This is a genomic window from Streptomyces sp. NPDC059582, assembly GCF_042735715.1.
Classification (GTDB): Bacteria; Actinomycetota; Actinomycetes; order Streptomycetales; family Streptomycetaceae; genus Streptomyces.
Map to the genome: position 1 here is coordinate 1 of NZ_JBHWCC010000026.1, position 23,826 is coordinate 23,826.

The window sequence follows — 23,826 nt, forward strand, 5'->3', positions numbered from 1 at the left end:
ACCAGGAGGTCGGGGTGCCCCAGCGCCTTGCGGCGGGTGCGGCCCGGCCCGGGACTCGCTGGATCGGTGCTCGTGGACGTGGTCCAGGCAGTCGGCGTCGTCGCCGCCGTGTCAGGTGTCGCGGGTCGGCTGGTCCTTCCGCCCCAGGTGACACGGACGGCCAACGAGACGAGCAGAGTTGCGGAAGGCCGAGCAGCTGACGGCGGCGCAGCACGGCGACCTGGGCCGCCAGGCCCGGGTGGGCGTCGCCCGGCGCTCGGTGGGTACGCGCGAGCCGTCTGTTGTGCCGCCAGCCCACCGGAGTCCGGAGGCCGCTTGGAAGGAACGCCGCTCACGCAAGGCGGCACGGCGCACCCGCGGCCGCGTTCGCGGCGGACTCGGCGATGCCGGCGTCGAGCCTTTCGCGGGTTGCGATCAGGGCGTCGATCTGCTGGTCGATGCGGTCTCTCTCGGCCGCGAGCCGCTCCAGCAGCGGCGGCGTCACCATGCCGGTCGCGAGATACGGCAGGATTTCCGCGATCGACTTGCTCGGGAGCCCTGCTTGGTACATCTCCTGGATCAGACGGACCTGCTTGACCGCGCTGTCCGGATAGTGCCGCTGCCCACCCGGGCTGCGCTCGGAGGCGAGCAGGTTCTGTTCCTCGTAGTAGCGCAGGGCTCGCACGCTGACCCCTGCCTTGGCGGCGAGTTCGCCGATGCGCATCGATGCCTCCCGTGTGAGACAGGCCACAGACCTTGCCTCTGACGTCAACGTCAGGTTTTAGCGTACCCGTGAACGGCTCGACCACCGCAAGGGCAAGAAGGACGACTGTGATCAGCATTTTCGACGGTTTCCAGCTCGGAAGCCTCAAGCTGCCCAACCGCATCGTGATGTCGCCGATGACCCGGAACCGGGCCACCTCGGACGGCTTGGCGACGCCGTCGATGGCGATGTACTACGCCCAGCGCGCCACCGCCGGACTGATCGTCACCGAGTCCACCCAGCCCAGCCTGCAAGGACAGTCGGCCCCTAACACCCCCGGACTCCACAACGACGAGCAGGTCGCCGCATGGCGGACGGTCACCGCCGCCGTACACGCCAACGGGGGGAGGATCTTCGCACAGCTGCTGCACGCGGGGCGGGTCAGCCACCCCGAGATTGCCGGCCAGCATCCTGTCGCACCGTCCGCGATCGCCCTGAACGCCGACGTGTTCACCGGCCCTAAGGGGCTCCTGCCCGCTCCCGTCCCCCGCGCCCTTTCGGCGCAGGAGGTCAGGGATCAGGTACAGGCGTTCGCCGACGCGGCGCGCCGCGCGATCGACGCGGGCTTCGACGGTGTCGAACTGCAGGGCGCCAGCGGCTACCTCATCCAGCAGTTCCTGTCCTCGAACGCCAACCAGCGCACCGACGCCTACGGTGGTTCCGTCACGGGCCGCATCCGCTTCGCCGTCGAGGTGGCCGAGGCGGTCGCCGACGCCATCGGCGCAGACCGCGTCGGCATCCGCGTCTCCCCCGGGGGCCAGGTCTGGGAGATGGTCGAAGAGGACGTCCCGCAGCTCTACTCGGCCCTGGTCGACGCGCTCGCACCGATCGGTCTCGCCTACATCCACGCCATCGCCGCCACCAAGGAGGACGATGTGCTGCTCGCGCTGCGCAAGGCATGGCCCAACACGTTCATCGTCAATCCGGGCGGCGCGTTCGGTCCGCGGTACACCGACCGGGCGTGGGCCGACCAGTGGCTCGCGGGCGGCGCCGATTTGATCAGCTTCGGCCGCGCCTACATCGCCAACCCCGACCTGGTGGAGCGCCTGCGCACCGGCGCCCCCCTGAACGAGGCCGACCGCGACACCTGGTACGGCGGCGGCGACGCCGGCTACCTGGACTACGTCGGCCACCAGCACTGAACCACCCGGTCCGGGGCCGGGCCGCACCCGCCCCAAGGCGCTGGTCGACGGCCCGGCCGGGCAACGGCGTACGGCAGGCGATCAAGCGCCAGATCGAGGGCCCCGGGCTGCTGCGCCCTGAGGACACCGCCGACGCGATCTCCTGCATCGCCACCCGGGGCCGCCGGGTGGCCGTCAGCGAGATCCTCGAGCGCGCGTCGGCGAGCAGACCTGGTACCTCGCGCCGAGGAAACACCCGTTGCCCCTGTATGGCCCTTGATATGAGCGAGGGTCACCAATCACCGCCCACTCACCCCGGCACCCCGCCGGGAAGGAAATGAGGAACAATGAAGCGCCTGGAAGACAAGGTCGTGCTCATCACCGGGACCGCCGCCGGCATGGGCGCCACCCACGCTCGGCTGTTCGCCGAGGAGGGGGCGAAGGTCATCGCCACCGACATCCGCGCCGAAGGCTGCGTCGACCTCATCCGCGACTTCGGCGACCAGGTGCTCTACCTTCAGCACGACGTCAGCGACGCCGCCTCGTGGCAGTCCGTCGTCGAGCAGGGCACCCTGGCATTCGGCCCGATCACCGTCCTGGTCAACAACGCCGGAATCGCCGGACCGAACGCCTTCACCACCGAGCTCAGCATCGAGGACTACCTGCGCACCATCGCCGTGGACGAACACGGCATCTTCTACGGCATGCGCCTGGTGATCCCCGGCATGATCGCGGCCGGCGGCGGCTCGATCGTGAACATCTCCTCGGTCGCGGGCATGGCCCACGCACCCGGCACGCCCAACATCGCCTACACCGCCTCCAAGGCGGCAGTCCGCGGCATGACCAAGGCCGCCGCCGTGGAGTACGCGCGCCAGGGTATCCGGGTCAACTCCGTCCACCCCGGCGGAGTACTCACCGAAATGATGGCCACCCAGATCACCGAGGAGCAGAAGGAAGCCATCGCGGCCCTCGTGCCCATGGGCCGCATGGCCGACCCCCGCGAGGTCTCCCAGACCGTGCTGTACCTGGCCTCCGACGACTCCTCCTACATCACCGGCGCGGAGATAGTCGTCGACGGCGGCATGCTCGCCAAGTAGTTGGTCGGCGGGTGCGTTTGTGAGCGACCGGCCTCGCTGATCAGCCTGAGAGGCGCAGTTGGTCGTGGTGACGAGCCGCGTGGGTGCGGAGGCATCCGCACTCGGCGTGGTAGCGCCGGCAGGCGTCGAAGTCACTGTTGCCGACCCGTGGGCCCAACCAGTTCGCTGCCGCCCGTCGGCGCCGTACCGCGCTCACCCGGCAACGGCAGCACGCACACGGTCACTCTCATCACCGGTGACAAGGTCACGGTCGGCATCGCCGCCGGCCGCACCGTCGTCCAGGCACGCGCATCTTGATCTCAACTGGAGCTCTCGCATGACCAACCGTACGGGTCTGATTCTCGACTTCGGCGGCGTCCTCACCACCCCGTTGCTCCCCGCCGTCCTGGCCTTCGAGCAGCGCGAAGGGCTGGCTGAGGGCAGTGTTGTCAACGCCTTGTACCTCGACCCCGAGGGAACCCGCGTCACACACGAGCTGGAACGGGGCGACATCACGCAAGATCAGTGGAACGCGCATGCTGCGAAGAGTCTTGGTGTCCGACCAGACAGCCTCATGGAAAGGATCTTTTCCGACCTACGTCCCGAGCCTCTGATGCTAGATGCAGCGCAAGCGGCCCGAGAGGCAGGAGTGCGGGTGGGAGTTCTCTCGAACAGCGTCGGACTTACGCCGTGGAACCTTTACGAAGGCTACGATCTTGACGAGCGATTCGATGCGATACTGATTTCAGAGCATCACCGCATTCGCAAGCCGGACCCTTCGATCTTCCGGCTCATGCTGGACATGATGGAACTCCCAGGTGAGGCGTGCGTGTTCGTCGACGACAGCCGCCATTACCTCCCACCTGCTGCGGATTTGGGCATGGAAACCATCCTTGCTGAAGATCCCGAGCGGACGGTTTCCCAGCTGGAGGCCCTCCTCGACGTCACGCTGCTCGGAGCGGTCCGCGGTGGGGACCGGCGCGGTGGCTGAAGCTCCGTTTCCAAGTCCCCGCCACTGCAAACCGTGCACGCGGTCTCCTGCGCACGGCTTTCCGACAAAGTCCACCGGCTGGCATGCGCCGCGGCCCCATGCCGGTTCCCGGTTAGTGCTCCAGCTGTAGATCTTGATCTTGGCGATCGGGCACAAGGGCGACTCGGTCTGGTTGGCTGCGCTCTGGTGACCTTCGACGGGTGGACCCGTGAGTGTGGAGTGGGCACTATGCCCAGGTGAGCATCGTCATCAAGTTCTTCGTGGCGCCGGACAACGAGGCTGCCGCTGCCGTCGCGCAAGGCGGCCCGGATAGAGTCTTCGACTCGCTGACGTTCGGCAACTTCGACGCCGAAGAGGCTCTCATCGAGTGGGAGAGCATCTTCACTGGTCGAAGCTTCGAAGAACTCGTCGCCGCTGACGAACCCGAGTTCGTTGCCGATCCTGGCGACGGTGAGGGCCCGGTGGTCCTCGCCGCTTCCCGGGTCCTCCAGGACGCGCTTGCCGCCGCTGACGAGCACCGGCTTGTCGAGGTCAGCCGGCTGTGGGTTGCTGAGCGAGCGGCGGACGGCGAGGCCTTCGACCACGAGATTGCCGCCTGGATCCTGAGTGGCGTGGCTGGCCTCGCGCGTGCCATCGGTGAAGGGGAAGCGGGCCTGTACTGCTGGATGGCATAGACCGACACGGCCACCGTGATCATCGTCGATTGTGTGGACAGACGAAGATCACCCTGGGACCGCAGGCCACAGCGTAGACCCTGCCCGATGGCAGCCCGTGTTCGAGAACCTGGTGGCGCGGGTGGCGGGCCGGTTCGCCCGGGTGGAGCCTCGCCGCCGGGCGCGGGCATTCGTGCTGGGCCTGCTGGCGGAACTGCCGCGGAAGAACTGCTGGACGATCGCCGAGCACGTCGGTGACGCCAGCCCAGCCGGTATGCAGCACCTGCTCAGCCGTGCATCCTGGGACGCCGACCGAGTCCATGACGACATACGGGACTTCGTGGTCGAGCACCTCGACCACCAGGACGCCGTCCTGGTGGTCGACGAGACCGGCGATCTGAAGCAGGGAACCGCGAGTGTCGGTGTGCAACGTCAGTACACCGGCACCGCGGGCCGCATCGAGAACGCCCAAGTCGCCGTCTACCTCGTCTACTCTTCCCCAGCCGGGCATGCTGCCATCGACCGGCGCCTGTACGTCCCGCGCTCCTGGACGCAGGACCCCAACCGGTGCCGGGCCGCTGGAATCCCAGAGGACTTGAGGTTCGCCACCAAGCTCGCCCTGGCCACCGAGATGATCGCCCAGGCCCTGGACGCCGGCGTATCGGCCGCATGGGTCACCGGTGACGAGGTCTACGGCGGCGATCCCCACCTGAGCGCCGAGCTGGAGAGCCGACAGATCGGCTACGTCCTGGCCGTCTCACGCAGACGGCCGATCCGCACGGGTGCGGGCGTCTTCGAAGCAGGCATGCCGGCAGGCCGTTGGGCGCGGCGGCTGCGGCATCCGGATGCCCAGGCCTCCTGTCGCCGTCACTGGTGTCTGGTGGTCACCGGCACATCTGCCGGTGACTGCGGGTGCGGCTGTCGTCTGTGGGCGGCCCGGCACATATCCGCCCACCCAGTCATCCCGCGGCTTCGTGACGCGTCCCCGTGTGCGCGACGGGCCGCCGTCCTGTGGTTCAGCCAGCTTCATGCCGTTCTTCGACACACCCGGCCCGGTCCTGGCTGCCATCGAATGCGGCGTCGGCGGGCGTCCGGGTCGTTGCGAGCGGCTGTACGGACACGGCCGTGACGTCCGTCCCGGCGACTGCTCGGATGTTGCTGCTCACGGAGATCTTCCTTGCTCAGTTGGCCGTGAAGGCGGGGTGGTCGGTGTAGCCCTCGGTGTGACCGGCGTAGTAGGTGTCCCGGTCGCCGTCGGCCAGCGGGTGGCCCTGCGCGAAGCGTTCGACCAGGTCGGGGTTGGCGATGAAGGGGGCGCCGAAGGAGACCGCGTTGATGATTCCGTGGTCGAGGATCTCGTTGCCGAGGGCCTGGGTGAAGCCGAGGTTGGCGACGATGTCGCCCAGGTAGTGGGTGCGGTAGCGGGAGAAGAGGGCGATGCGCTCCTCGATGGTGCCGGGGGTGCCCAGGAGGTGCAGGTATGCCAGGTTGCTGTCGTTGAGCTTCTTGAACAACTGGTCGTAGGCGGCGAGTGTCCCCTCGTCCGCGGTGAACGTGGTTCCGTTGTTCCAGCCCGGGGACATCTTCACGCTGATGCGGTCGCTGTCCCACACGTCACTGACGGCGTCGAGGATGTCGAGGAGGAACTGGGCCCGCTTCTCGCTGCTGCCTCCGTAAACATCCTCGAAGCAGCGAGCCGCATGTTCCGCTCGCAGGGCATCGACGCGGTCGGCATCGCCGAGTTGATGAAGGAAGCCGGACTCACCCACGGCGGCTTCTACAACCCCTTCGCCTCCAAGGACCACCTGGCCGTGGAGGTGTACGGCGCCGCCTACGCCGCCTCGCTCGGGGGCCTGGCCCGGACGATCGAGGACGGTCCGGGCCAGGCCGGCTCTCCGCTGGAGCAGGTGGTGGCCGGTTATCTGTCCACCGCGCACCGTGACGCCCCGGACGGCGGCTGTCCCTCCGCCTCCCTGGTCACCGACGCCGCACGGCACAGCGAAGCAGTGCAGAGCGCGTACGCCGAAGGCGTCGAGGGTTACCTCACCGGCTTCGCCGCCGAGTTCCTGCGCGAAGCCGAGGAGAAGGGCCACGAGCTCGACCCGGCCGAGGCCCGCCACAGGGCCATCCGCCTGCTCAGCGAAATGGTCGGCGCGCTGATGCTCGCCCGCGCCTTACGCCGCGTCGAGCCCGAGCTCTCCGACGAGATCCTGCAGACCGGCCGTAGCCACGCCCTCGACTGATGCGACTCTGGGCCGCTGCGGGACGTGGAGCTGAGGCGTTCGCGACAGACGGCCCGGCCCCGACAGGCGCGGGAATGGACACGCTCCATACAAGGCTGATCGGCCTGCCCGGGTTGAGGGCTCCACTCCTCCGCGCCGTCTTCGTCGAGTTCGATCGCGTCCGGTCCCTCGGGAGCACCCGGGCATGTTCTCCGTACTGTCCATGCGCAGCCGCTGAACCCCGACGACAGCCTCGCCGTCACCGGCAGGCGTCACGGCGTGATGCCGGACGGCCGACCACGGGCCCGACCATGCAGGTGCGGGTCAGGGCGTGGTGAGGGCGTGTTCGGTGGTGGGGTGGCAGGGGATGAGTCTGTCGACGCCGGTCAGTTCCAGCAGACGCTGGACGGGCGGTGGTGCGCCGGCGATGCGCAGCCAGCCTTGCTCATAGGCGGCCGTGTGGTGGGTGGCGATCAGGACGCTGAGGCCGGCGGAGTCCATGAAGGTCACGCCGCTGAGGTCGATCACGATCCGCAGCGGTGATGCCGCGCTGTCCGGGGAGAACAGGGCGTCGCTGAAGGCGCCTTTGACGTCGTAGTCGAGCGCGCCACGCACGGTGACTACACGGATGCCGTCGGCCACGCGGCGGCCGATGACCAGCCGGGGCGGCCCACCCCCGTGCATGCTGTCGGGCACGGTCTCCTCTGTTCTCGCTCTGCGGCCTGCACTGGAGCGGGTCATCCTGCCCGCAGCCCTGGCCGGCCCACGTCGTCACAGGACACCTAACAGCTTGCCCGACGCTCTGCGCAGCCGCGAGACGACCTCCCGCGGACGTTTTCACGCGGTCCTGGACCGACACTATGGCTCGCTGGCCAGTTGGTGGTGGGACGGGGCGCGGCCACCGGTGAACAACGGAGGGTGGAGCCGGAAGACCAGTGCGATGGCCGCAGTCAGAGCGTAGGCCCGCCCTCATGCGGAATGCACGCCGTCATGCGCCACAGCCACACCGGCCTGCGGTCGCCCGGACGGCTTCGCAGGCGAGCACTGGGGGATTGCGCCGGGCCCCGGAGGCTGAGGAGCCCGGAGTCCGGCTCTGGGGTGCCCTATCAACGGCGCCAGGCCCGCACTGTCGCGCGGCACGTGGGTGGCGTCAGTGGCCGCACTGCGGGCACCGGCGGCTGTGCCATCCCCGGGTTGCGACTTTGGTGCCCCGCGGCCCGCATGCGGGCCAGGTGGTGGCTGACCGTCGACGGGGACAGGCCGACTGCTGCGGCGAGTTCGCGCACTGAGGGTTCCTCCGCGTACGTGGCGACCCATTCGCGATGGGCACGCACCAGCGCCCAGCGGCGGGCCGCCGCTCGGCGCCGGGCGTCATGCGTGGGCCTGCTGCCGGGCGAGTTCCTTCAGTGCCATGCGGGCCGCCGGCGTCCCGGCCGGACCATGCCAGTACGGGTGTGCGGCGATCTGCCGGGACAGCTCCTGCAGGCGCCGCCGCTGCGAGGCGGTGCCGTGGGTGGCCGGGGTGTGGGCGAGGTCCCGGTACGTGGCGTACCAGGCGGTCTGGGCCTGGACGCGGTCGCGGGGGAAGGAGGTGGCGTCCATACCCGCGATGAGAGCGTATGTTCGATTATCGAGCAAAGTGAAAGACCTGAACCGCTCGGCCGCCTGGTGAAGTCCACCGACTCCGCACCGTCCACCACCACCTACACCTGCGACACCGCCAAGGACCCGCGCGGCCTGGAAACCTCCCGCGCCGGCTCAGTCGCCGGCACCTTCGCCGCGACCTACGACGCGGACGGCGAACTGGCCACCGAGTCCCTGGCCGACGGCTACACCCTGACCGTTGCCCAAAACGAAACCGGCGCCGCAACGTCCCGGATCTACACCAAGGACGGCGACAGCACCGTCATCGCCTCCGACAAGACGAGCGAAAGCGTCCACGGCCAGGTCGTCGCCGACACCAACTCCGCAGGGCAAAGCCGCGACCGCAGCTACACCTACGACGCGACCGGACGCCTCACCCGGGCAGACGACACTGCCCCGGGCGGAGCCTGCACCCGCCGCGACTACACCTTCGACAACAACACCAACCGCACCGCCCTCGCCGTCGCCACCAGCGGCGCCGGCGCGGCCTGCACCTCCACCGGCGCCACCACCACGCCGTACACCTACGACAGCGCCGACCGGCTCACCACCGCCGGCACCGTCTACGACGCATTCGGCCGCACCACCACCCAGGCCTCCGGCGCCACCATCGGCTACTACACCAACGACCTGGCCGCACGAGGAGTCAAGTGGATCCACGCCCGTCCACCCGCCGATGGGCCGCAAAGTATCCCGCCGGCACAGGGGTCGTCGTGGGAGCACTCTTCTACATCATCCAGGTCCCGGCGCCCAGAGACCCCGTCGGCACCCTGCCGTTCGCAGCGGTCATAGGCGGCATCTTCCGGCTTACGGCTCTGAGGCAACGCGATGACACATCCCCGCGTCATCGTGGCGCATCTACATCATCGGCGAGTTCTGCGGCCTGTCGCGGGGACAGGATGAGAGGGGCGTGCCGCGCAGGTCGGCTGTGCGCGGAGTGGGCGGGGCGCGTAACGGGCGCGCCCCGCCGCGGGGTCAGCAGGTCGCGCTGCTGGAGATCTTCACGCCATTGACGGTGAGGCCGGGGCTCATCACGGTGGTCGTGTTCGGTCCGACGCAGAGGGTGCCCGCGTTGCTGCGCAAATAGGCCACGTCGTCGTTGCGGGTGTTGAGGATGATGTATCCCTCGCGGGACGTGACGCCCTGGAATCCGCTGGTGATGACCTGGAACTTGGCGGCGGGGTGGCCAGCAGTGACGGCGGCCTGGTTCACGTAGAAGCAGACGTACGGGTACGCGCAGCCGTGCTGGACCGGCTCCGCGTTTGCGGCCGGGGCACCGGCCATGGACGCGGCCGCGACCGCACCGGCGACGACGGCGAGGTTCGCCGCTTTACGGATGATGGAGTTCATTAGTCCCCCAGGGATTTGATTCGGTTCGGGCCCCTCGGTGAGCGGTGCTCGACCGCGGGGACAACGAACGCCGTGCCGGGCACAGGTTAGGGCGTCGGGGTGCTCGCCGTCTTCCGCGGCGACAAGCCCGCGCACGGTAGGGTTTCACACAGGCCGCACATGTGATCGACGGTCATGGTGCGGGCGGTCGCGAAGACTTCGTGTGCGGGCGGGCAGAAGAGCCTTCTCGCAGACGCAGGCCTCACACTGCTGGCCGCGGTCATCGGGCTGCCCGACATCGTCCGGGACCGGCAGGCAGCAGGCCGGGGTGGTCCACAACGCGAGCTCGGCGACGACGTGTACCTCCGGGTCCGCCGCGAGGGTGTCGACCACGTCGGACGGGAGGCCAGGGCAGGCCGTCGGCTTCTCCCGGCGCGCACGGACCGGGTCCGCCGCGAATTGACGCGCCCACGGCGGGCGGTCGGCACCCTGGTCGAGCAGGGCGAGGGCGTCATCCGGCCAGACAGAGGGATCGATGTCGGCGGCGGCCAGCCAGCCCTCGTCCGTGAGCTGTACGGCGATCTGGCCGACGCGCTCGGCCAACGCGAGCGCCTGTGCGCGGCTGAGTCCGCGCGAGCGGCGAGGCTCGTGGCGCTGCCGTCGTCCGCGATCGATATCAGGCAGGCTTGGATTGGCGGCGAGCCCGCACAGGAGGTGATGCGCAGAGGCATCCTGCCCGGAGCGTGGAAGCGGTGTGCGGAATTTCGCGCCGCCGACGAGCTGCGGGCGGCACGCCCGGACGCATCGCCCGCCGCACCCGAAAGCGGCACCGTGAAAACCCAGATGAGGCACGTCCATGCCGCCAGATCTGGCCGTGGGAACGCGGTGAACGCCAGCCGGACAGGGGCGGGTCGTCCAGGTCACGTGTCATGCGTTCCCTGAAGCGAGGGCACGCTTGCGGCATGGCGGTGACAGGGACCGGACGGTACGGTACGGGTCGCGAGAGCCTGGCCCGGGGGCACGGAGGGTGCCCATACGCTGGGTGGGCTACGAGGTGGCGTCTTCGACCGTGGCCCGCTGTCCAGGACCCCTCGCCGTCCACCGGCGCGCCTCCTGAACGCGCCGCCGCGAGACTTCCCAGCCGATGGCGGCTGTCGTCCAGTCTCATCTGCGGCTGTACCCAGCCCACCGGGGGCCGCCGGCCAAGTTCAGGACTTCTGCCACTGCTTCTGTGAAGTGACCTGTTCCGTCGACCGTGTTGGACATCGCTGCAGCCGCGCCTGCTGTCAGGCGACTGTGCAATTCGGGTTCGGCTGCAGCGAGTCGCCGTGAGAGCCACTTGCCGCCGCCGAGCCAGTGCCCGCCCGTCAGCAGGGCCAGTTCTGAGGCGCGCTGCAGCAGGTCGGCGACAATGTATGTCCGCTCCAGCGGGTCGGTACAGCCGCGAAGATCGTCCAAGGTGTCGGTGAGCGCGTACCGCAGGTCTTCCAATTCTGTCGCTGACGCGAGAGGAGGCCCCGCTGCCAACCGTTCCCGGGATTCCGCCTGCAGTGCAGCTCCGAGCCCGTCCGCATCGACCAGCAGCATGCCTTCCGCGCACATGGCCAGCAGCGGAGATTTACGGGCCGCTGTCTCCCGCTCGGCGAAGAGACGCCAGTCGGCCTCAGTCTGGACGAACAGTTCCACCGGCCAGCCTTCATGCACCAGGCTCTCGCGGAAGGGAGCAGGCGGGCCCGCCAGCAGCACCACGATGTCAAGGTCGGAGGTGTGTGTGCGGCGGTGTGTCAGTACGCTGCCGGCCAGGAAGGCGGCCCGGGCTTCAGGGAAATGGTTCCGCACCAGTTCCCTGGCGATCTTCACGTGATCCATTGTGACAGTGTGGCGCTATCAGTAGCTACAGGGCACCGGGATTCCTACCTGCTGCTGGCGGTGTCGGTCTGCCGGCCACCCACACGCCGTCCGCGAGACGCCCACCCGATCCACGGCCGAGTCCTCACATCCTCCCGAGCGGCCAGATCATCAGATGGGTCACGCTCGACCGGCACACCTCAACAAGAGCGTGTGACGAGCTCCAACCACCCGGCTCGGGAAACCTCACCCCGTCGGCTACCGCCGTGCGAGCACGCCCCCGTCAGGCTTGGCAACAGGCGTCGAGTGCTGTCTCGCCAGGACGCCGGACGTCGGCGTAGAGGCTGGGACGAGTGCCGTGAGAACCAGGGCGACGATGGCCGCCGCAGCGCCGACGTAAAATGTGGTCCGGAACCCGTCCGCCGAGGGCAGCGTCGCCGGGCCGACCGTGATTGTGGCGTGTGCCAGGATCACGGGCAGGACCGCGGTTGAGGCGGCACTTCCCACCGAGCGCATCAGGGCGTTCACTCCGTTGGCCGAGGCTGTGTCGGTCACCGGGGCTGAATCAGTGATCAGCTTTGTCGTGGCCGCAGCCGAGATGCCGGCGCCGGCCCCGATGACGCCCGAGGCGATGACGAACACGGCGATGCTTTCCATCCTCAGCGCGACAAAGACGTAGCCGGCGGCGACGACGACGGCTCCCAGCAACATGGACGAGCGAGCCCCGTACCGGGTGATCAGGCGGGCCGCAACGGGAGTAAGCAGCAGCGCCACCACTCCGTTCGGGGCGACAGCGAGCCCCGAACGCACCAGGCTCTGTCCGAATCCGTAGCCGGTGGCGGTCGGTGCCTGCAGGACCTGCGGGAACGCGAAGAGCATGGTGAACATCGCGAACCCGACCGAGACAGTGGCCAGATTGGCCATCAGCACCGGTCGCCGTGCGGAGCCTCGCAGGTCGACCAAGGGGGAGGCGGTACGCAATTGGTGCCAGCCCCAGCCGAGCAGGACGACGACGGCCGCTGCGCCAAGGCCGAGCGTGCGGGTGCTGCCCCAACCCCACTGCCCGCCGTTGACGATCGGCAGGAGCAGGCCGATCAGTCCCGCAGTCAGCCCGACAGCACCGACTACGTCGAAGCGCCCCTCGGCGCGCTGCGGCGACTCCGGCACCACCAGCACGATCAGGAGAGTGCAGAGCAGCCCCAGCCCAGCCGCTCCCCAGAAGAGCACGTTCCATTCGAAGTGTTCGACGATCAGGCCGGCCAGGGGTATCCCAACCGCAGCACCGAGACCCAGCGTCGCACTCAGGAGCGTGATCGCCCCGCCGATCCGTCGAGGCGGAAGTGCGTCCCGGAAGAGGCCGAAGGCGAGCGGGATGACCCCGATCACGGAGCCCTGCAGCCCACGGCCGATCACCATCGGCCACAGGGAGCTGGTGAGAGCGGAGATCACCGCACCGACGATGGTCACAGCGAGTGTTACCAGCAGTACGCGCCGCTTGCCGAACAGGTCACCGAGGCGCCCGCTGACGGGCGTGACGATCGCACCGGTCAGAAGCGTGATGGTGACGACCCAGGATGCGTCCGTGGGCGAGGCGTTCAAGAGGGCCGGAAAGTCAGGGACCAACGGGATGACCATCGTCTGCAGCAGCGTCGCCAGCAGGCTGGTGACGGCAAGAACGGCAACCGTGGCCGAGGGAGAACCCGAACGCTTCATACAAATCTCCACACAGGTCAATCTTTCGGATTGCATAGAAGTACGGTGAAAGGCATCGCAGGTCTTGATCGACTGCAATAAATGCAAATCCACCGGAACCCCCGACTTGAGGTGGTGTGGGTGAACCAGAATCGACTTCTCACCTCAGCGCCGGCACGAGCCGCTGGACCATTCGATCTGTCCGGTGCCGAGTGGCTCAGGAAGCCGATGCCCCGCGTCGGTTGGGGGTTCCCTCATCTCGCGGCGACCGTTTCCGTGCCGGCGAGGAGACCGGTCGGCGGCGCACCCATGACTCCTCGATCGCGGGCATACGCTCCATGGCTCCATGAGCGAGCGGCGTTCGGACGACCAGATCACCGGCTGGAGCAGCCTGTATCCAGCAGGACGGTCACGCCGGTGACGTAAGAGGATGTATCGGACGCGAGCCACAGACTGGCCTGGGCGATTTCGCGACCCTGCCCAAGCGGTTGAGAAGACTCAGCTCGGGAGCGAACTCCCCACCCTTCGTACCTCTTGCGTCGAGCGCCGCACGCGGCATCGGAGTGTCGATCGCACCCGGTGCGACAGCATTGTCCCGGACGCCGTGCTTTCCGTTGTCGATCGCCGCAACCTTCGTCAGGCCCGCCACGCCAGCCTTGGCAGACACGTGGGCGGCGGCACCACCCTGGGGCCGGAAGGGATGAGCGGTGCTCTGCCCGCCCACCGAGGAGTTCCTGCACCGCGGCTTGCCGGAACGGGCGTGTCAGGATCGCGGCTTCATGGGCACCCGCGGGAGTGCGGGCGCGGGAAGGGGATCCCCCGGATACCCGATCACCTCGCCGAAGCGGGTGCCGTTCATCCAGTCCTCGCGGGCCTTCTCGATGTCCTCCTGGGTACGGCCGACGAAATTCCACCACATGAGGATCTCCTCGCCGAAGGGGGGCCCGCCGAGCAACATGGCCACCGCGGGTGCGTCCGAGTGGTTGGTCACGGTCAAGGCGTCCCTGCCGAAGGGGAGGTAGCCGAGATGGGGCGGGATCAGCCGAGTGCCGGCCAGGGAGACGTCCCCACTGATGACGAGGAGACCGTGCTCGAAGGCGGGGTCGACCGCGAGGGTGACGGTCGCACCGGGGTCCAGACGAAGTTCGGCGCCGAGAAGGGGGGTGAAAGTGGTTACCGGTGAGGTGTCACCGGCGAGGGAGCCCAAGAACACCTTGACGTCGCCTCCGTCAAGGGGGGTGGTCCGCGGGACGTAGTGGTGGAAGTCGGGGCCGGTGTCGCGGCACCGGTCCGGGAGCGCCACCCACAACTGCACGCCATGCAGGGCGTCGGTGTTCGCGGTGGAGACCTCCGAGTGGCAGATGCCGTGTCCGCCGGTCATGAGATTGAGCTCGCCGGGTCGGATCATCGAGAGCGTCCCCAGGCTGTCGCGGTGTTCGATCTCACCCTTGAAGAGCCAGGAGACGGTCTGGAGCCCGGTGTGGGGATGCGGTGCGACATCCATGCCGCCGGTGACCGCTATCTCGTCCGGACCGTAGTAGTCGGCGAAGCACCATGCACCGATCAGCGATCGGGATCGCTGCGGCAGAGTGCGCCGCACGTTCATCGCCCGGGGCCCGCCCAGGGGTACGTCGCGAGGGGGCAGGATCTCCACGGTGGCGTCGGCCTGGGGTTCGTTCATCGTCGTACTTCTCGAGACATGTCGTTCGAACTCAACTCTTGTTTCTGTCGGCAGGGCCGGGTGGGGTGTGAGGGCTGGTGGCACTGCCGGGGCAGGGCGGGGCGAGGATGCTCGTGTCGGTGTCATGGGCGGTGTTGAGGCGTCGATGGTGATCCGGGAAGACGTCGGTGTGGATGCGGCGGCTTCCCTCGAGGTGTCTGCCGTCTGTACGCCGGTCCCGGGAGGGAAGCCAAGCGCGGGCGGGTGCTCGGCTCACGTCCGATTTCCGGGGGCGTTGAGAACCGCGGGGCGGCGGTGCCGTCCCTGGCCGGGGAGCTTGAGGTCCGGCAGGCGTTCGGGCGCTGCTTGTCCGCAGTGTCGGCCGTTGGCGGGCCTGGCAAGTTCCGGCGGCCGTACGCCTGCGGTCACCGATGTGGATGGGGACATGGCTTCTCCTGAAATGACAAAACTGGATGATTTTTGCTGCCGGCAAGTGTGCGGGCGGGGTTGCTGCCGGAGCTCGGGATCAGCGGGTGCTGCTCGCCGGTGTTGCAGCAGCGCGCGGAGCTGTTGCATGCCCATTTGCAGGGCGATGACGGCGGCCTGGTAGCCGCCGACGTGGGCGCCTGGGCTCCATTGCGGGCTGATCGCGGGCGGCTCAGCGTCGCAGATACGCCTGCGGCGTGGACGACGCGGCCTCCTGCGACGGTTCGGCACGGACCTGTCGGTCAGCTTCGCGCCGCCCTTGCTGCGGAGGGCGGGCGAAACAGGGCCTCCCGGTATCACTGGGCTCGGATTCCCATCCCGGGCCACCGAAAGGCACTGCTGGCCGCCACTCGGTCCGCATGTTCCGTGAACGATTGAGATGGTGCTTCCGTCTATGCGGGGACCATCGGCAGCGTGAGGTGGGAGGGATACTCCGCCGTGTGCAGGACGGTCTGGGTGGCCACCTGAGGCACTCCGTCGCCGGGGTAGCCGGAGTTGGAGTTCCGCGCCCACTGCGGGAAGTCCGAACTCGTGACGTCGATGCGCAGCCGCGCCCCGGCCGGGACGCGAGCCGACACCGGACCCAGATCGATGACGTACTCATAGACCTTGCCCGGGGTGATGGGCTGCGGCGTGGTCAGGGACTCGCGGAAGGCGGCCCGCACGATGCCCTCCTGCAGGTTGCGCGAGCAGCCGTCCTCGTCGACCAGGCACAGGCGCGCGGTCCAGTCGGTGTCTGCGGCCGAGGAGGCCGCGTAGAGGGTCAGCGTCACATCGCCGACCACGTCCACATCCCGCTCCTGGGGAGCTGTCGTGTAGACGAGCAGGCCCTTGGCCTTCTCACGCTGGCACTGGCAGGCCGGGCCCATCGGCGTCAGTTCCTCGACACAGCAGGAATGGCCACCCTCGCTCATGACCGGCGCGTTCGGGTCGTAGATGTAGAGGTCGGGCAACTCGTCACCCGGCGTCTGGGTGTCCAGGGTGCCGTCGCCGAAGCGGGTGTTGGCGCGTCCTGCCGAGTGCAGGAAGAGCCGCTCCGTCTTGGCCTCCTGCGGCGGCCAGGCCGAGAAGTCACGCCAGCCCGCGCCGAGGACGTAGGTACTGACCGGAGATTCGAACGTGCCGGTGCCCGTCTCTTTGAGCGTCTCCGTGAAGAACCGCACCTGCCAGTCGTCGACGACCTTGGAGTTCGCGTCCTCCACCTCGACAACGGGGTACCAGGGCATGTGGTGGAAGGGTGCCACCACGAACTTCTGCCGGGCGGCGACCTCGGCGGTGCTCGCGCCGCTGCGGAGCCCGACGAAGTTGCGCTTGGTCCCTGACACGAACACGTCGTAGAGACCGGCTACATGCAGTGCGGGCACCTGGATGCGGCTGTAGTCGCTGTCGATGGACCAGCGCGCCCAGTAGTCGTCGTACGTAGGGTGCTCGATCCAGTCGAAGTAGTAGGGCGTGATGTCCCGGTCGAGGGCGGGAAAGGCCTCCGGAGCCATCCAGAAGTTGTCCGGCGCGTGCATCAGGGCGCCACTGAGCGCCTCTGTACGCTCCTGGTCTCCGCGCCGGACCGCTTCGGCAATGCCCAGGTAGGAGGACCAAAAGGCGTTGAACGCGTAGGCGAAGGCACCCTTGTTGTGGGTCCATCCCTCGTAGGCCTGGGAATTCGTCATGGCCGGGCTGATCGCGGCCAGACTGGGCGGCTGCTCGACCGCGGCCAGGAGCTGGGTGAACCCGGCGTAGGAGAACCCGTACATTCCGACCCGGCCGTTCGACCCGGGCAGGCCGGCCGCCCACTCCACGGCGTCATAGCCGTCACGGCCCTCGTCACGGAACGGGTAGAACTCGCCCCCCGATGCGTACCGTCCCCGTACGTCCTGGACGACGACGATGAACCCCTGATGGGCGTACCAGGCCGGGTGCGCGAACGCCGTTTCCGACTGGGCGCCCTGCTTCCCGTACGGGGTGCGTTGCAGCAGAACGGGGTAGGGCCCTCCGGCCGCTTCCGGACGGTATACGTCTGCGAGCAGTTCGACCCCGTCGCTCAGCCGGCACCGTACGTCGGTTTCCACGGTGACCCCAGGAAAACCCGTGACAGACTGCACCATAATTACCCACTTCATCGCTACCGGTGTTGCATGTCGTCGCTTGTGACGTCATTGCCTGTTCGAACAGTAAAGCACAGATAGCTGTCCGAACAGCAAGTGGGCTTCCGGTCCAGGCGGGTGTGGTTTACATCACAATCTGAGTCGAAGCTGCAGGTGGGCGAGCGCCATGTCTTTGCGTCGATAGTGGGATACGCTTTACCTGTTCGGGCACTATTCTGGTGGGGAGAACTCGTGAGTGACATGCCGAAGGGCCGAGGCGCGGCGTCAGCCGGAAGTCCGTCCACCGATGCTGTAAACCCCCAGCTGCCGCCATCGGCTCAAGCAGGGGCGACGAACCAAGCGATCTTCAGCGTTGCCCGTCTGCACCGCATGCTCGCCGGTCAACTCCTGCGTCGCGTCGGCCTGTACCCCGGCCAGGAGCTCGTCATGATGCAACTCTGGGACCTCGGCCCCCAGCGTCAGATCGACCTTGTACGCCTGATCGGATCCGACACGGCCACCATGACCCGCACGGTCAAGCGGCTGGAGCACGCCGGGTTCGTCCGTCGCCGCCCCAGTACCACCGACAAGCGTTCCACGATCATCGAACCCACTGCCGCCAGCCTCGCCCTGCGCAACGAAGTCGAGGAGATGTGGGCGGAGCTCGAAAACCTCACCGTCGGCGACCTGAGCGCCGACGAACAGGACGCCCTGCTCCGCGTTCTGGCCCGCATCGAGGACAGCCTCAGCCGCGCCACTGAACGCCATGCCCCTCTCGCGTGAGAGGGTGTTTCGCCCAAATGTCTAGTCCCTTTATTTCCTGATTCGGGTTGGTCCAGGTTCCGTGCCGGGTCGATGCTCTTCGCCGCGATCAACCGGACCCTGCGGGTGCCGATCATTACGTCCGGGCGGCGCTGTCACGTTGACTGACCGGGTGGGATGATCTTGTGGTCGGTCATGGTGGAGGGGGTTGTCCGTGGGGAGTGCGTCGCCGCCGTACAGGGGGCACCGGTACCGGTCGTATCTGTGGCGGCCCGTCGACCAGGACGGCAACGTGCTCCACCGGCGGTCGAAGTACCTCAACAACCGGGCCGAGAACAGTCACCAGCCCACCCGGCAGCGGGAACGCGCGATGAAGGGCCTGCGCGGCATCGGCGCGGCCCAACGGTTCCTGTCCGTGTTCAGCGGCATCTCACCCCACTTTCCGACCCCGCTGCCACCTGCTCACCGCCCCCGACCACCGAGCCGAAATGACCGTCCGCTTCGCCATCTGGGACCGCGTCGCCGGAGTCTTCGGCGCGGCCGCAACGGCCTGACCCAGGGATGACACCCGAGCCGACCTCGCCCTGGCACGCCATCAGGCTCTCGCACAACCAACCATGTGACAACGCCCGTCCAAGAGATAGGGCGCCGGTCGGACCGGTGCCGTATCCCTTGGACGGGCGTTGCGCGGCAGGCCGCCTCGACGACGACCGCGGCCGGCCCTCCCTCTCCAGGTCTGTGGGGGCCGTGGCACGGGAGCCTGCCGGCGTGCCTGCATGGTTCCGGTCCGAACGGGTGAAGCGTCGCGGCAGTCGACTTCTGCCACGGCCGTGAAAGGAACCGGCCGCCGCCGGACAGGACAGGTTGTGAAATCCATGACGGAACAGGAGACGCGCAGGAACCGGCAGGCGCGCTTCGAGGGACTGGCGCATGTGGTGGCGCGTCCGCTGCATCAGTATCTGCTGCGACGGACGAACCCCGACGTGGTCGAGGACGTCCTGTCGGAGACGATGCTGGTGCTGTGGCGCCGCATCGACGATGTGCCCGGGCTCAATGCCGGTTCCACGCCCGATCCCGATGACGTGCTGCCGTGGTGCTACGGAGTGGCACGAGGCTGTCTGTCCAATGCCAGGCGCGCTGACGGACGCAGGCTCCGCCTGGTGGAGCGGCTGATCCGGGTACAGCAGCGCTCTGCGACCGTGGCCGCCGATCACAGCGACCTGCACGCCGCGCTCGATGGCCTTGGTGAACTGGACCGCGAGTTGGTGCGACTGTGGGCATGGGAGGGTCTGGCGCCGAGTCAGATCGCGGAAGTCACCGGGCTCACCCCCAACGCGGTGAGCATCCGGCTCCACCGGGCGAAGAAGAAGCTCGCCGTGCGGCTGGAGCTGACACGAAAGAAGGCCGAACGGTCCGGACACAAGGCAGATGAAGGAAGGAGCAGTCAGTGAATGACGACCAGCTGCTGGCCCGGCTGAGGGCCGCGGACCCGGCACTGACCTCAAGCGCTCCGCTGCCCGACATCAACAGTCTTGTGGAGGCTGCCTTGAACACGGACACCACTGCCCAGCCGGAGAAGACCGCGGCCGGCATCACCGCTCGCCCGGCGAAGCCCGTCAGCGGACGGGGACGCCGCCGCCTCCTGACAGTCGCGGCGGCCGCCGGTCTGCTGATGCTCGCAGGCGGCGTCGTAGGAGTAGTCATGGCGAACGGGGACAGCGGTCGTTCGTCCGCGTCCGGCCCACTGATGCTCACCGCCGAAAGTGGTACTGCCCGGGCCCGGTGCATCGAACCGATCCCCGACCGGCTGCGCAAGTACCCGACGCTCTTCGAAGGAACGGTCACTTCCGTCAAGGGCTCCTCGGTCCACTTCCGTGTCGATCACTGGTTGACCGGTGGTGACGTGGACACGGTGCGGCTCGACACGGACGCCAACGAGCCGGAGAGCCTGACGTTCCTGGTCGGAGAGCACTACATCGTGGCCGCCACCAAGGACGGCACCGTCCCGCAGTGCGGCGCGAACATGGCTTCGGACGAGACCCGGAGCACGTTCCGCGAGGCGTACGGAAAGTAACCTCCCGGCAGCCCCCCCGGGAAGGTGGACACGGCTACGGCCGGCGCACCGTGGCGGCACGAGCCGCGGGCGGCCTTGACAGCGACCTGTGCCGGGGGGCGCCTGCGTCACCTTGCCAGTGGGCGAGGTTGTTGCGAGCGGTGAGGGTGGCGGGATGGTCGCGGCCCAGGAAGACGGCGGCGGTCTGAGCGAGGTGGTGGAAGTGGTCCCGGGCGGCGGTGACCTGTCAGGCTTCCCCGAGAATGCGCCCTGCCCGGAACAGCACCGACGTGTGCGTCGGGGGCGCGCAGTGCGGTTTTGGCGCAGGCGTGAGGGCTTCAGTGCCGGCGCGCAGGGTCCGGGCGAGGGGGTGTCGGTTTCGATGGCGGGCCAGGCAGCGATCAGTGCGTCGGCAGCGGCATGAGCGGTCTGGTGGTGCTGGTCTTCGCGCAACGGCCTGGACCGCGAACTGTCCCCCGGACCCAGGCCGTTACGCGACAGCTGTCGCGCAGCACCGAGGGCGGCACCTTCGGCACGGCGATCGACCAGCGGCTGCGCCGGGCCTTCACCGTGGCCGCGCCCGTCGACGACGCCTCCCTGGAGTGAGTCCTTGCCGCGGCGGGACCGGTGGCCGCGGGCGGGCCCGTGTCTGCGCGCGATCGGCACTGAGCTCGCGTCACGCCTGGCGGAGACGGTGCATCGCCTGGTCCTCGACAACCGACCTCTGCCCGTCGGCAGGGGTCTAGACGAGGAGGAGGGCTTGGCGCGTGTGGCTGAGTGCGCGGCCTGGTACCAGGGGGCCGCTGCGGCTTCGTTGAGCCGAGCCGCGCCGCGGCCATGGGGTGGGAGTCTGCTCCTGCTCGCAGGCTCCGGCCTCGGAACTGCTGTCACGGCCAGCGGGTCGGGAGACATCAGAGCTGTGGGTGACGCTGCCGCGACCCACCTCGGTAAGCCGTAGGTTCAGGGGAATCCTGGATGGTTTGCTCGGACCAGATCGTCTTGCTGTTCTGGCCGTGGCGGCAGCCCCACCGTCCGCCGAGTTGAGCGACGAGGAACAGGCCGCGTCCTCCCTCGTCGGTGATGCGGGCACGCCGCAGGCGGGGTTGAGTGCTGCTGGAGTCGGTGACCTCGCAGACCAGGACATGGTGGCGAATCAGACGGAGGTCCATCGGCGCGCGACCGTAGCGGATGGCGTTGGTCACCAGTTCGCTGACGATGAGTTCGGTGGTGAAGAGGAGGTCGTCCAGGCCCCACATGGTGAGTTGGCGGCTTATCCACTCTCGAGCCTTGGAGACGGCGGCCAGGTCGGCCGGGATCTCCCAGTGAGCGGTGTCCGCCGCTGGGACGGCGCGGGTGCGGGCCAGCAGCAGGGCCGCGTCGTCGCGCGGCGCCTGGACTGCCAGGTCGGCGAGGAGAGCCTGTACGGTTTCGTCCAGGGCGCGATCCGGACGGCAGGACGCGGCGAGGGCTTCCGCCAGGCGCTGCAGGCCTTGGCCCATGTCGCGATCGCCGCGTTCGACCAGGCCGTCGGTGTAGAGAGCGAGGACGCTGCCCGGCTCGACGTCGATCACGGTGGTCTCGTACGGCATGCCGCTGAGGGCGAGTGGTGGCCCCGGGGAGATATCGACGGCTTCGACAGACCCGTCGGGCCGGACCAGGACGGGAGGCGGGTGCCCGGCACTGGCCATGGCGCAGCGCCTGGTGACCGGGTCGTAGACCGCGTACAGGCACGTGCCGCCGACGATGTCGCGCTCGCCGGTTGGGGCTTCGGCCGCGATGCGCTGGATCAGGTCCGCGAGCCGGGTGAGCAGCTCGTCCGGTTCGAGTTCCAGGTCCGCGAGCGTCTGGATGGCGGCGCGCAGGCGGCCCATGGTGGCGCTTGCGGGCATGCCGTGGCCGACCACGTCCCCGGCGACAAGGGCCACCCGCAGAGAGGGCAGAGCAATGGCGTCGTACCAGTCGCCGCTGCTTCCTGCTCCGCTGCCTGCGGGCAGGTAGACGCCGGCGGTCTCGGCTGCCGGAGTGTCGGTCGTGGCCGGGGGGAGGAGGCTCTGCTGCAAGGCCACGGCCGCCCTGTGCTCGCGCGTGTAACGGCGGGCGTTGTCGATGGCGAGCGCACCCCGTGAGGCGATCTGCTTCATGAGATCCGCCTCGTCCTCGGTGAAGGGGTCGGATCGGCCGCAGCGCCAGGCCGTTATGGCGCCGAGCGTGAACCCACGGGCGTGCAACGGCGCCACCAGTATCGAATGGGCGTCCTTCGGGACGAGATACTCGACCAGCTGCGGGTCGCCGACCATGGCGATGAAGTCGTCAAGGCCGACGACGACTGGCTCGCTGCGGCGGAAGCTGCGCCGCAGGGGGTGGTCCGGAAGGGGCGGGATGGACTCGCCCCGCTTGATGCCGGCCGGCCACACCGCGGTAGCCGGCGCAAGGGCCGCGCTGCACATGTTTCCACCGTCCAACTGCTTCGCGGGTTCGTCCCCGTCGAGAACGGAGTGCGCAAGGCCGACTGCGACGAAATCCCCGAACGCAGGTGCGAGAACGTCCGCAAGGTCCTGCGCGGTGCGCAGGACATCCAGAGATCCCCCTACTCGCTCGGCCACCTCGCGGGCGAGATCCAGATGACGGCGGGCACGCATCTGGTCGGCGTTGTCGATGTACAGGGCTGCGACCCCCGTGGGTCGTCCTCGTGTGTCCTCCAGACGGAAGGCGGACAGCGACAGCGCGTGCTGCCGCGCCGGATCGTGCCGCCAGCTCACTTGCTGGTTTCTGCGGACGATTGGGGCACCCGTCTCGAGTACCTGGCGCAGTACTGCCTCGAGGTGCTCGGCGTCCTTGGCGCACAGCACGTCGCTCAGCCGAGCTCCGGGCTGTACTGGACGGCCGTCGAGCGTGCCCGGCGTGGCGTTCGTCTGCACGGTGGTGAGGTTCGTGTCGTGCACGGCGATCGTGATCCCGCTCTGTGCGGACAGCGCACGCAGGAGCGCTGCGCCCTGCTCGTGGTGGGTGACGTGGTGGGTAGGGGCCGCCAGGACGAGGATCTCTGCCGAGCCGGAGCCTCCCACCTCGGTGGTCCGGAAGGTGACATCGATGGTGTCGCCGCACTGGTGCCACAGCCGTACCCGGCCGGACATGGGCATCTTTGCAGCGCGGCTCAGGTCGTCTGGGAAGCAGGCCACCAGTTCCTGCACGGGGCGGCCGCAGACCTCTTCGGCGCGGAACCCCGTCAGGTCCTGTGCTGTCCCGGTCCACCGCACCACCGCCCCTCGAGTGTCGAGCACGGCGGCTGCCAGACCGTCGAAGGCGTGCGACCCGCCGCTGGGACCGGAGCCGGAGAGGCCCGCTGATCCTGTGGCGCCTGCCGAGCAGGCGTTCTTGACATTTTCTATATCCATCTTTGGCTTCCTCAACGGAGAGTCTGCGGCTCTGGAGACCGCATGCTGTGGCGGCCGTCGGCGGCCCGGTC

At 68.5% G+C, this 23,826-nt stretch carries 24 protein-coding genes and 2 pseudogenes; 13 read left to right on the forward strand and 13 right to left on the reverse strand.

From position 1 onward, the window contains the following. Positions 1–331: 331 nt before the first annotated feature. Positions 332–703 (reverse strand): MerR family transcriptional regulator, encoded by a 372-nt coding sequence (locus ACFV0T_RS22155; RefSeq protein WP_385781691.1) that lies wholly within the window; start codon positions 701–703, stop codon positions 332–334. Positions 704–810: 107 nt separating this feature from the next. On the opposite strand from ACFV0T_RS22155, the gene ACFV0T_RS22160 reads away from it, so the two are divergent. From ACFV0T_RS22160 to ACFV0T_RS22185, 6 genes and pseudogenes are all read left to right on the forward strand, one after another. After that, a complete protein-coding gene (locus tag ACFV0T_RS22160; RefSeq protein WP_385781694.1) occupies positions 811–1,884 on the forward strand; it encodes an alkene reductase in 1,074 nt (357 codons plus the stop codon). A 326-nt stretch (positions 1,885–2,210) separates the two neighbouring features. Continuing rightward, positions 2,211–2,960, forward strand: coding sequence for an SDR family NAD(P)-dependent oxidoreductase (locus tag ACFV0T_RS22165; protein ID WP_385781696.1), 750 nt, complete (start codon positions 2,211–2,213; stop codon positions 2,958–2,960). A gap of 147 nt (positions 2,961–3,107) precedes the next feature. Next, a complete protein-coding gene (locus ACFV0T_RS22170; RefSeq protein WP_385781699.1) occupies positions 3,108–3,257 on the forward strand; it encodes a hypothetical protein in 150 nt (49 codons plus the stop codon). Positions 3,258–3,276: 19 nt separating this feature from the next. Then, positions 3,277–3,930: an HAD-IA family hydrolase gene (locus ACFV0T_RS22175; RefSeq protein WP_385781702.1), complete on the forward strand. Its 654-nt coding sequence runs from the start codon at positions 3,277–3,279 to the stop codon at positions 3,928–3,930. A 236-nt stretch (positions 3,931–4,166) separates the two neighbouring features. Further along, positions 4,167–4,604, forward strand: coding sequence for a hypothetical protein (locus ACFV0T_RS22180; RefSeq protein WP_385781705.1), 438 nt, complete (start codon positions 4,167–4,169; stop codon positions 4,602–4,604). A gap of 112 nt (positions 4,605–4,716) precedes the next feature. Next, a pseudogene (locus ACFV0T_RS22185) lies at positions 4,717–5,415 on the forward strand (IS701 family transposase); the annotation flags it as partial. A 349-nt stretch (positions 5,416–5,764) separates the two neighbouring features. Here ACFV0T_RS22185 and ACFV0T_RS22190 read toward each other — a convergent pair. Beyond that, positions 5,765–6,388, reverse strand: a complete 624-nt coding sequence (locus ACFV0T_RS22190; protein ID WP_385781707.1) for a hypothetical protein — start codon at positions 6,386–6,388, stop codon at positions 5,765–5,767. Here ACFV0T_RS22190 and ACFV0T_RS22195 point away from each other — a divergent pair. Next, a complete protein-coding gene (locus tag ACFV0T_RS22195; protein WP_385781709.1) occupies positions 6,284–6,826 on the forward strand; it encodes a TetR/AcrR family transcriptional regulator in 543 nt (180 codons plus the stop codon). The genes ACFV0T_RS22190 and ACFV0T_RS22195 overlap by 105 nt on opposite strands. Before the next feature lie 303 nt (positions 6,827–7,129). Here the strand turns inward: ACFV0T_RS22195 and ACFV0T_RS22200 are convergent, their stop codons facing one another. From ACFV0T_RS22200 to ACFV0T_RS22210, 3 genes are all read right to left on the reverse strand, one after another. Further along, a complete protein-coding gene (locus ACFV0T_RS22200) occupies positions 7,130–7,501 on the reverse strand; it encodes an STAS domain-containing protein (RefSeq protein ID WP_385781711.1) in 372 nt (123 codons plus the stop codon). Between the two features lie 410 nt (positions 7,502–7,911). Continuing rightward, the gene (locus tag ACFV0T_RS22205) at positions 7,912–8,139 is read right to left on the reverse strand and encodes a winged helix-turn-helix domain-containing protein (protein ID WP_385781714.1); all 228 of its coding nucleotides are present in this window, start codon (positions 8,137–8,139) and stop codon (positions 7,912–7,914) included. 37 nt (positions 8,140–8,176) lie between these two features. Then, entirely contained in the window at positions 8,177–8,407 is a 231-nt protein-coding gene (locus ACFV0T_RS22210; RefSeq protein WP_385781717.1) for a hypothetical protein, read from the reverse strand. Positions 8,408–8,473: 66 nt separating this feature from the next. On the opposite strand from ACFV0T_RS22210, the gene ACFV0T_RS22215 reads away from it, so the two are divergent. After that, positions 8,474–9,241 carry a hypothetical protein gene (locus tag ACFV0T_RS22215; protein WP_385781719.1) on the forward strand — a complete coding sequence of 256 codons (768 nt, stop codon included), beginning with the start codon at positions 8,474–8,476 and terminating at the stop codon, positions 9,239–9,241. A gap of 183 nt (positions 9,242–9,424) precedes the next feature. On the opposite strand, the gene ACFV0T_RS22220 is transcribed toward ACFV0T_RS22215, so the two are convergent. From ACFV0T_RS22220 to ACFV0T_RS22250, 7 genes are all read right to left on the reverse strand, one after another. After that, positions 9,425–9,799, reverse strand: a complete 375-nt coding sequence (locus tag ACFV0T_RS22220; protein ID WP_385781721.1) for a hypothetical protein — start codon at positions 9,797–9,799, stop codon at positions 9,425–9,427. Positions 9,800–9,943: 144 nt separating this feature from the next. Next, positions 9,944–10,702 (reverse strand): hypothetical protein, encoded by a 759-nt coding sequence (locus ACFV0T_RS22225; protein ID WP_385781724.1) that lies wholly within the window; start codon positions 10,700–10,702, stop codon positions 9,944–9,946. 240 nt (positions 10,703–10,942) lie between these two features. Further along, positions 10,943–11,647: a nucleotidyltransferase domain-containing protein gene (locus tag ACFV0T_RS22230; protein ID WP_385781727.1), complete on the reverse strand. Its 705-nt coding sequence runs from the start codon at positions 11,645–11,647 to the stop codon at positions 10,943–10,945. A gap of 237 nt (positions 11,648–11,884) precedes the next feature. Beyond that, entirely contained in the window at positions 11,885–13,339 is a 1,455-nt protein-coding gene (locus ACFV0T_RS22235) for an MFS transporter (protein WP_385781730.1), read from the reverse strand. Positions 13,340–13,727: 388 nt separating this feature from the next. Then, positions 13,728–14,042 carry an SDR family oxidoreductase gene (locus tag ACFV0T_RS22240; RefSeq protein ID WP_385781733.1) on the reverse strand — a complete coding sequence of 105 codons (315 nt, stop codon included), beginning with the start codon at positions 14,040–14,042 and terminating at the stop codon, positions 13,728–13,730. Positions 14,043–14,081: 39 nt separating this feature from the next. Then, on the reverse strand, positions 14,082–14,999 hold the full coding sequence (locus ACFV0T_RS22245; protein ID WP_385781736.1) for a pirin family protein: 918 nt from the start codon (positions 14,997–14,999) through the stop codon (positions 14,082–14,084). A gap of 857 nt (positions 15,000–15,856) precedes the next feature. Continuing rightward, entirely contained in the window at positions 15,857–17,530 is a 1,674-nt protein-coding gene (locus ACFV0T_RS22250; protein ID WP_385781738.1) for a CocE/NonD family hydrolase, read from the reverse strand. Positions 17,531–17,806: 276 nt separating this feature from the next. Here ACFV0T_RS22250 and ACFV0T_RS22255 point away from each other — a divergent pair, with 276 nt between their 5' ends. From ACFV0T_RS22255 to ACFV0T_RS22275, 5 genes and pseudogenes are all read left to right on the forward strand, one after another. After that, the gene (locus ACFV0T_RS22255) at positions 17,807–18,328 is read left to right on the forward strand and encodes a MarR family winged helix-turn-helix transcriptional regulator (protein ID WP_385781979.1); all 522 of its coding nucleotides are present in this window, start codon (positions 17,807–17,809) and stop codon (positions 18,326–18,328) included. A gap of 238 nt (positions 18,329–18,566) precedes the next feature. After that, positions 18,567–18,861, forward strand: a pseudogene (locus ACFV0T_RS22260) (DDE-type integrase/transposase/recombinase); the annotation flags it as partial. Positions 18,862–19,182: 321 nt separating this feature from the next. Next, positions 19,183–19,758: an RNA polymerase sigma factor gene (locus ACFV0T_RS22265; RefSeq protein ID WP_385781741.1), complete on the forward strand. Its 576-nt coding sequence runs from the start codon at positions 19,183–19,185 to the stop codon at positions 19,756–19,758. Next, positions 19,755–20,381, forward strand: coding sequence for a hypothetical protein (locus ACFV0T_RS22270; protein ID WP_385781744.1), 627 nt, complete (start codon positions 19,755–19,757; stop codon positions 20,379–20,381). Before ACFV0T_RS22265 ends, ACFV0T_RS22270 begins: the two co-directional genes overlap by 4 nt. Before the next feature lie 399 nt (positions 20,382–20,780). After that, positions 20,781–20,966, forward strand: coding sequence for a hypothetical protein (locus tag ACFV0T_RS22275; protein ID WP_385781746.1), 186 nt, complete (start codon positions 20,781–20,783; stop codon positions 20,964–20,966). A gap of 305 nt (positions 20,967–21,271) precedes the next feature. On the opposite strand, the gene ACFV0T_RS22280 is transcribed toward ACFV0T_RS22275, so the two are convergent. Beyond that, positions 21,272–23,755, reverse strand: coding sequence for a SpoIIE family protein phosphatase (locus tag ACFV0T_RS22280; protein WP_385781749.1), 2,484 nt, complete (start codon positions 23,753–23,755; stop codon positions 21,272–21,274). Positions 23,756–23,826: the final 71 nt, after the last annotated feature.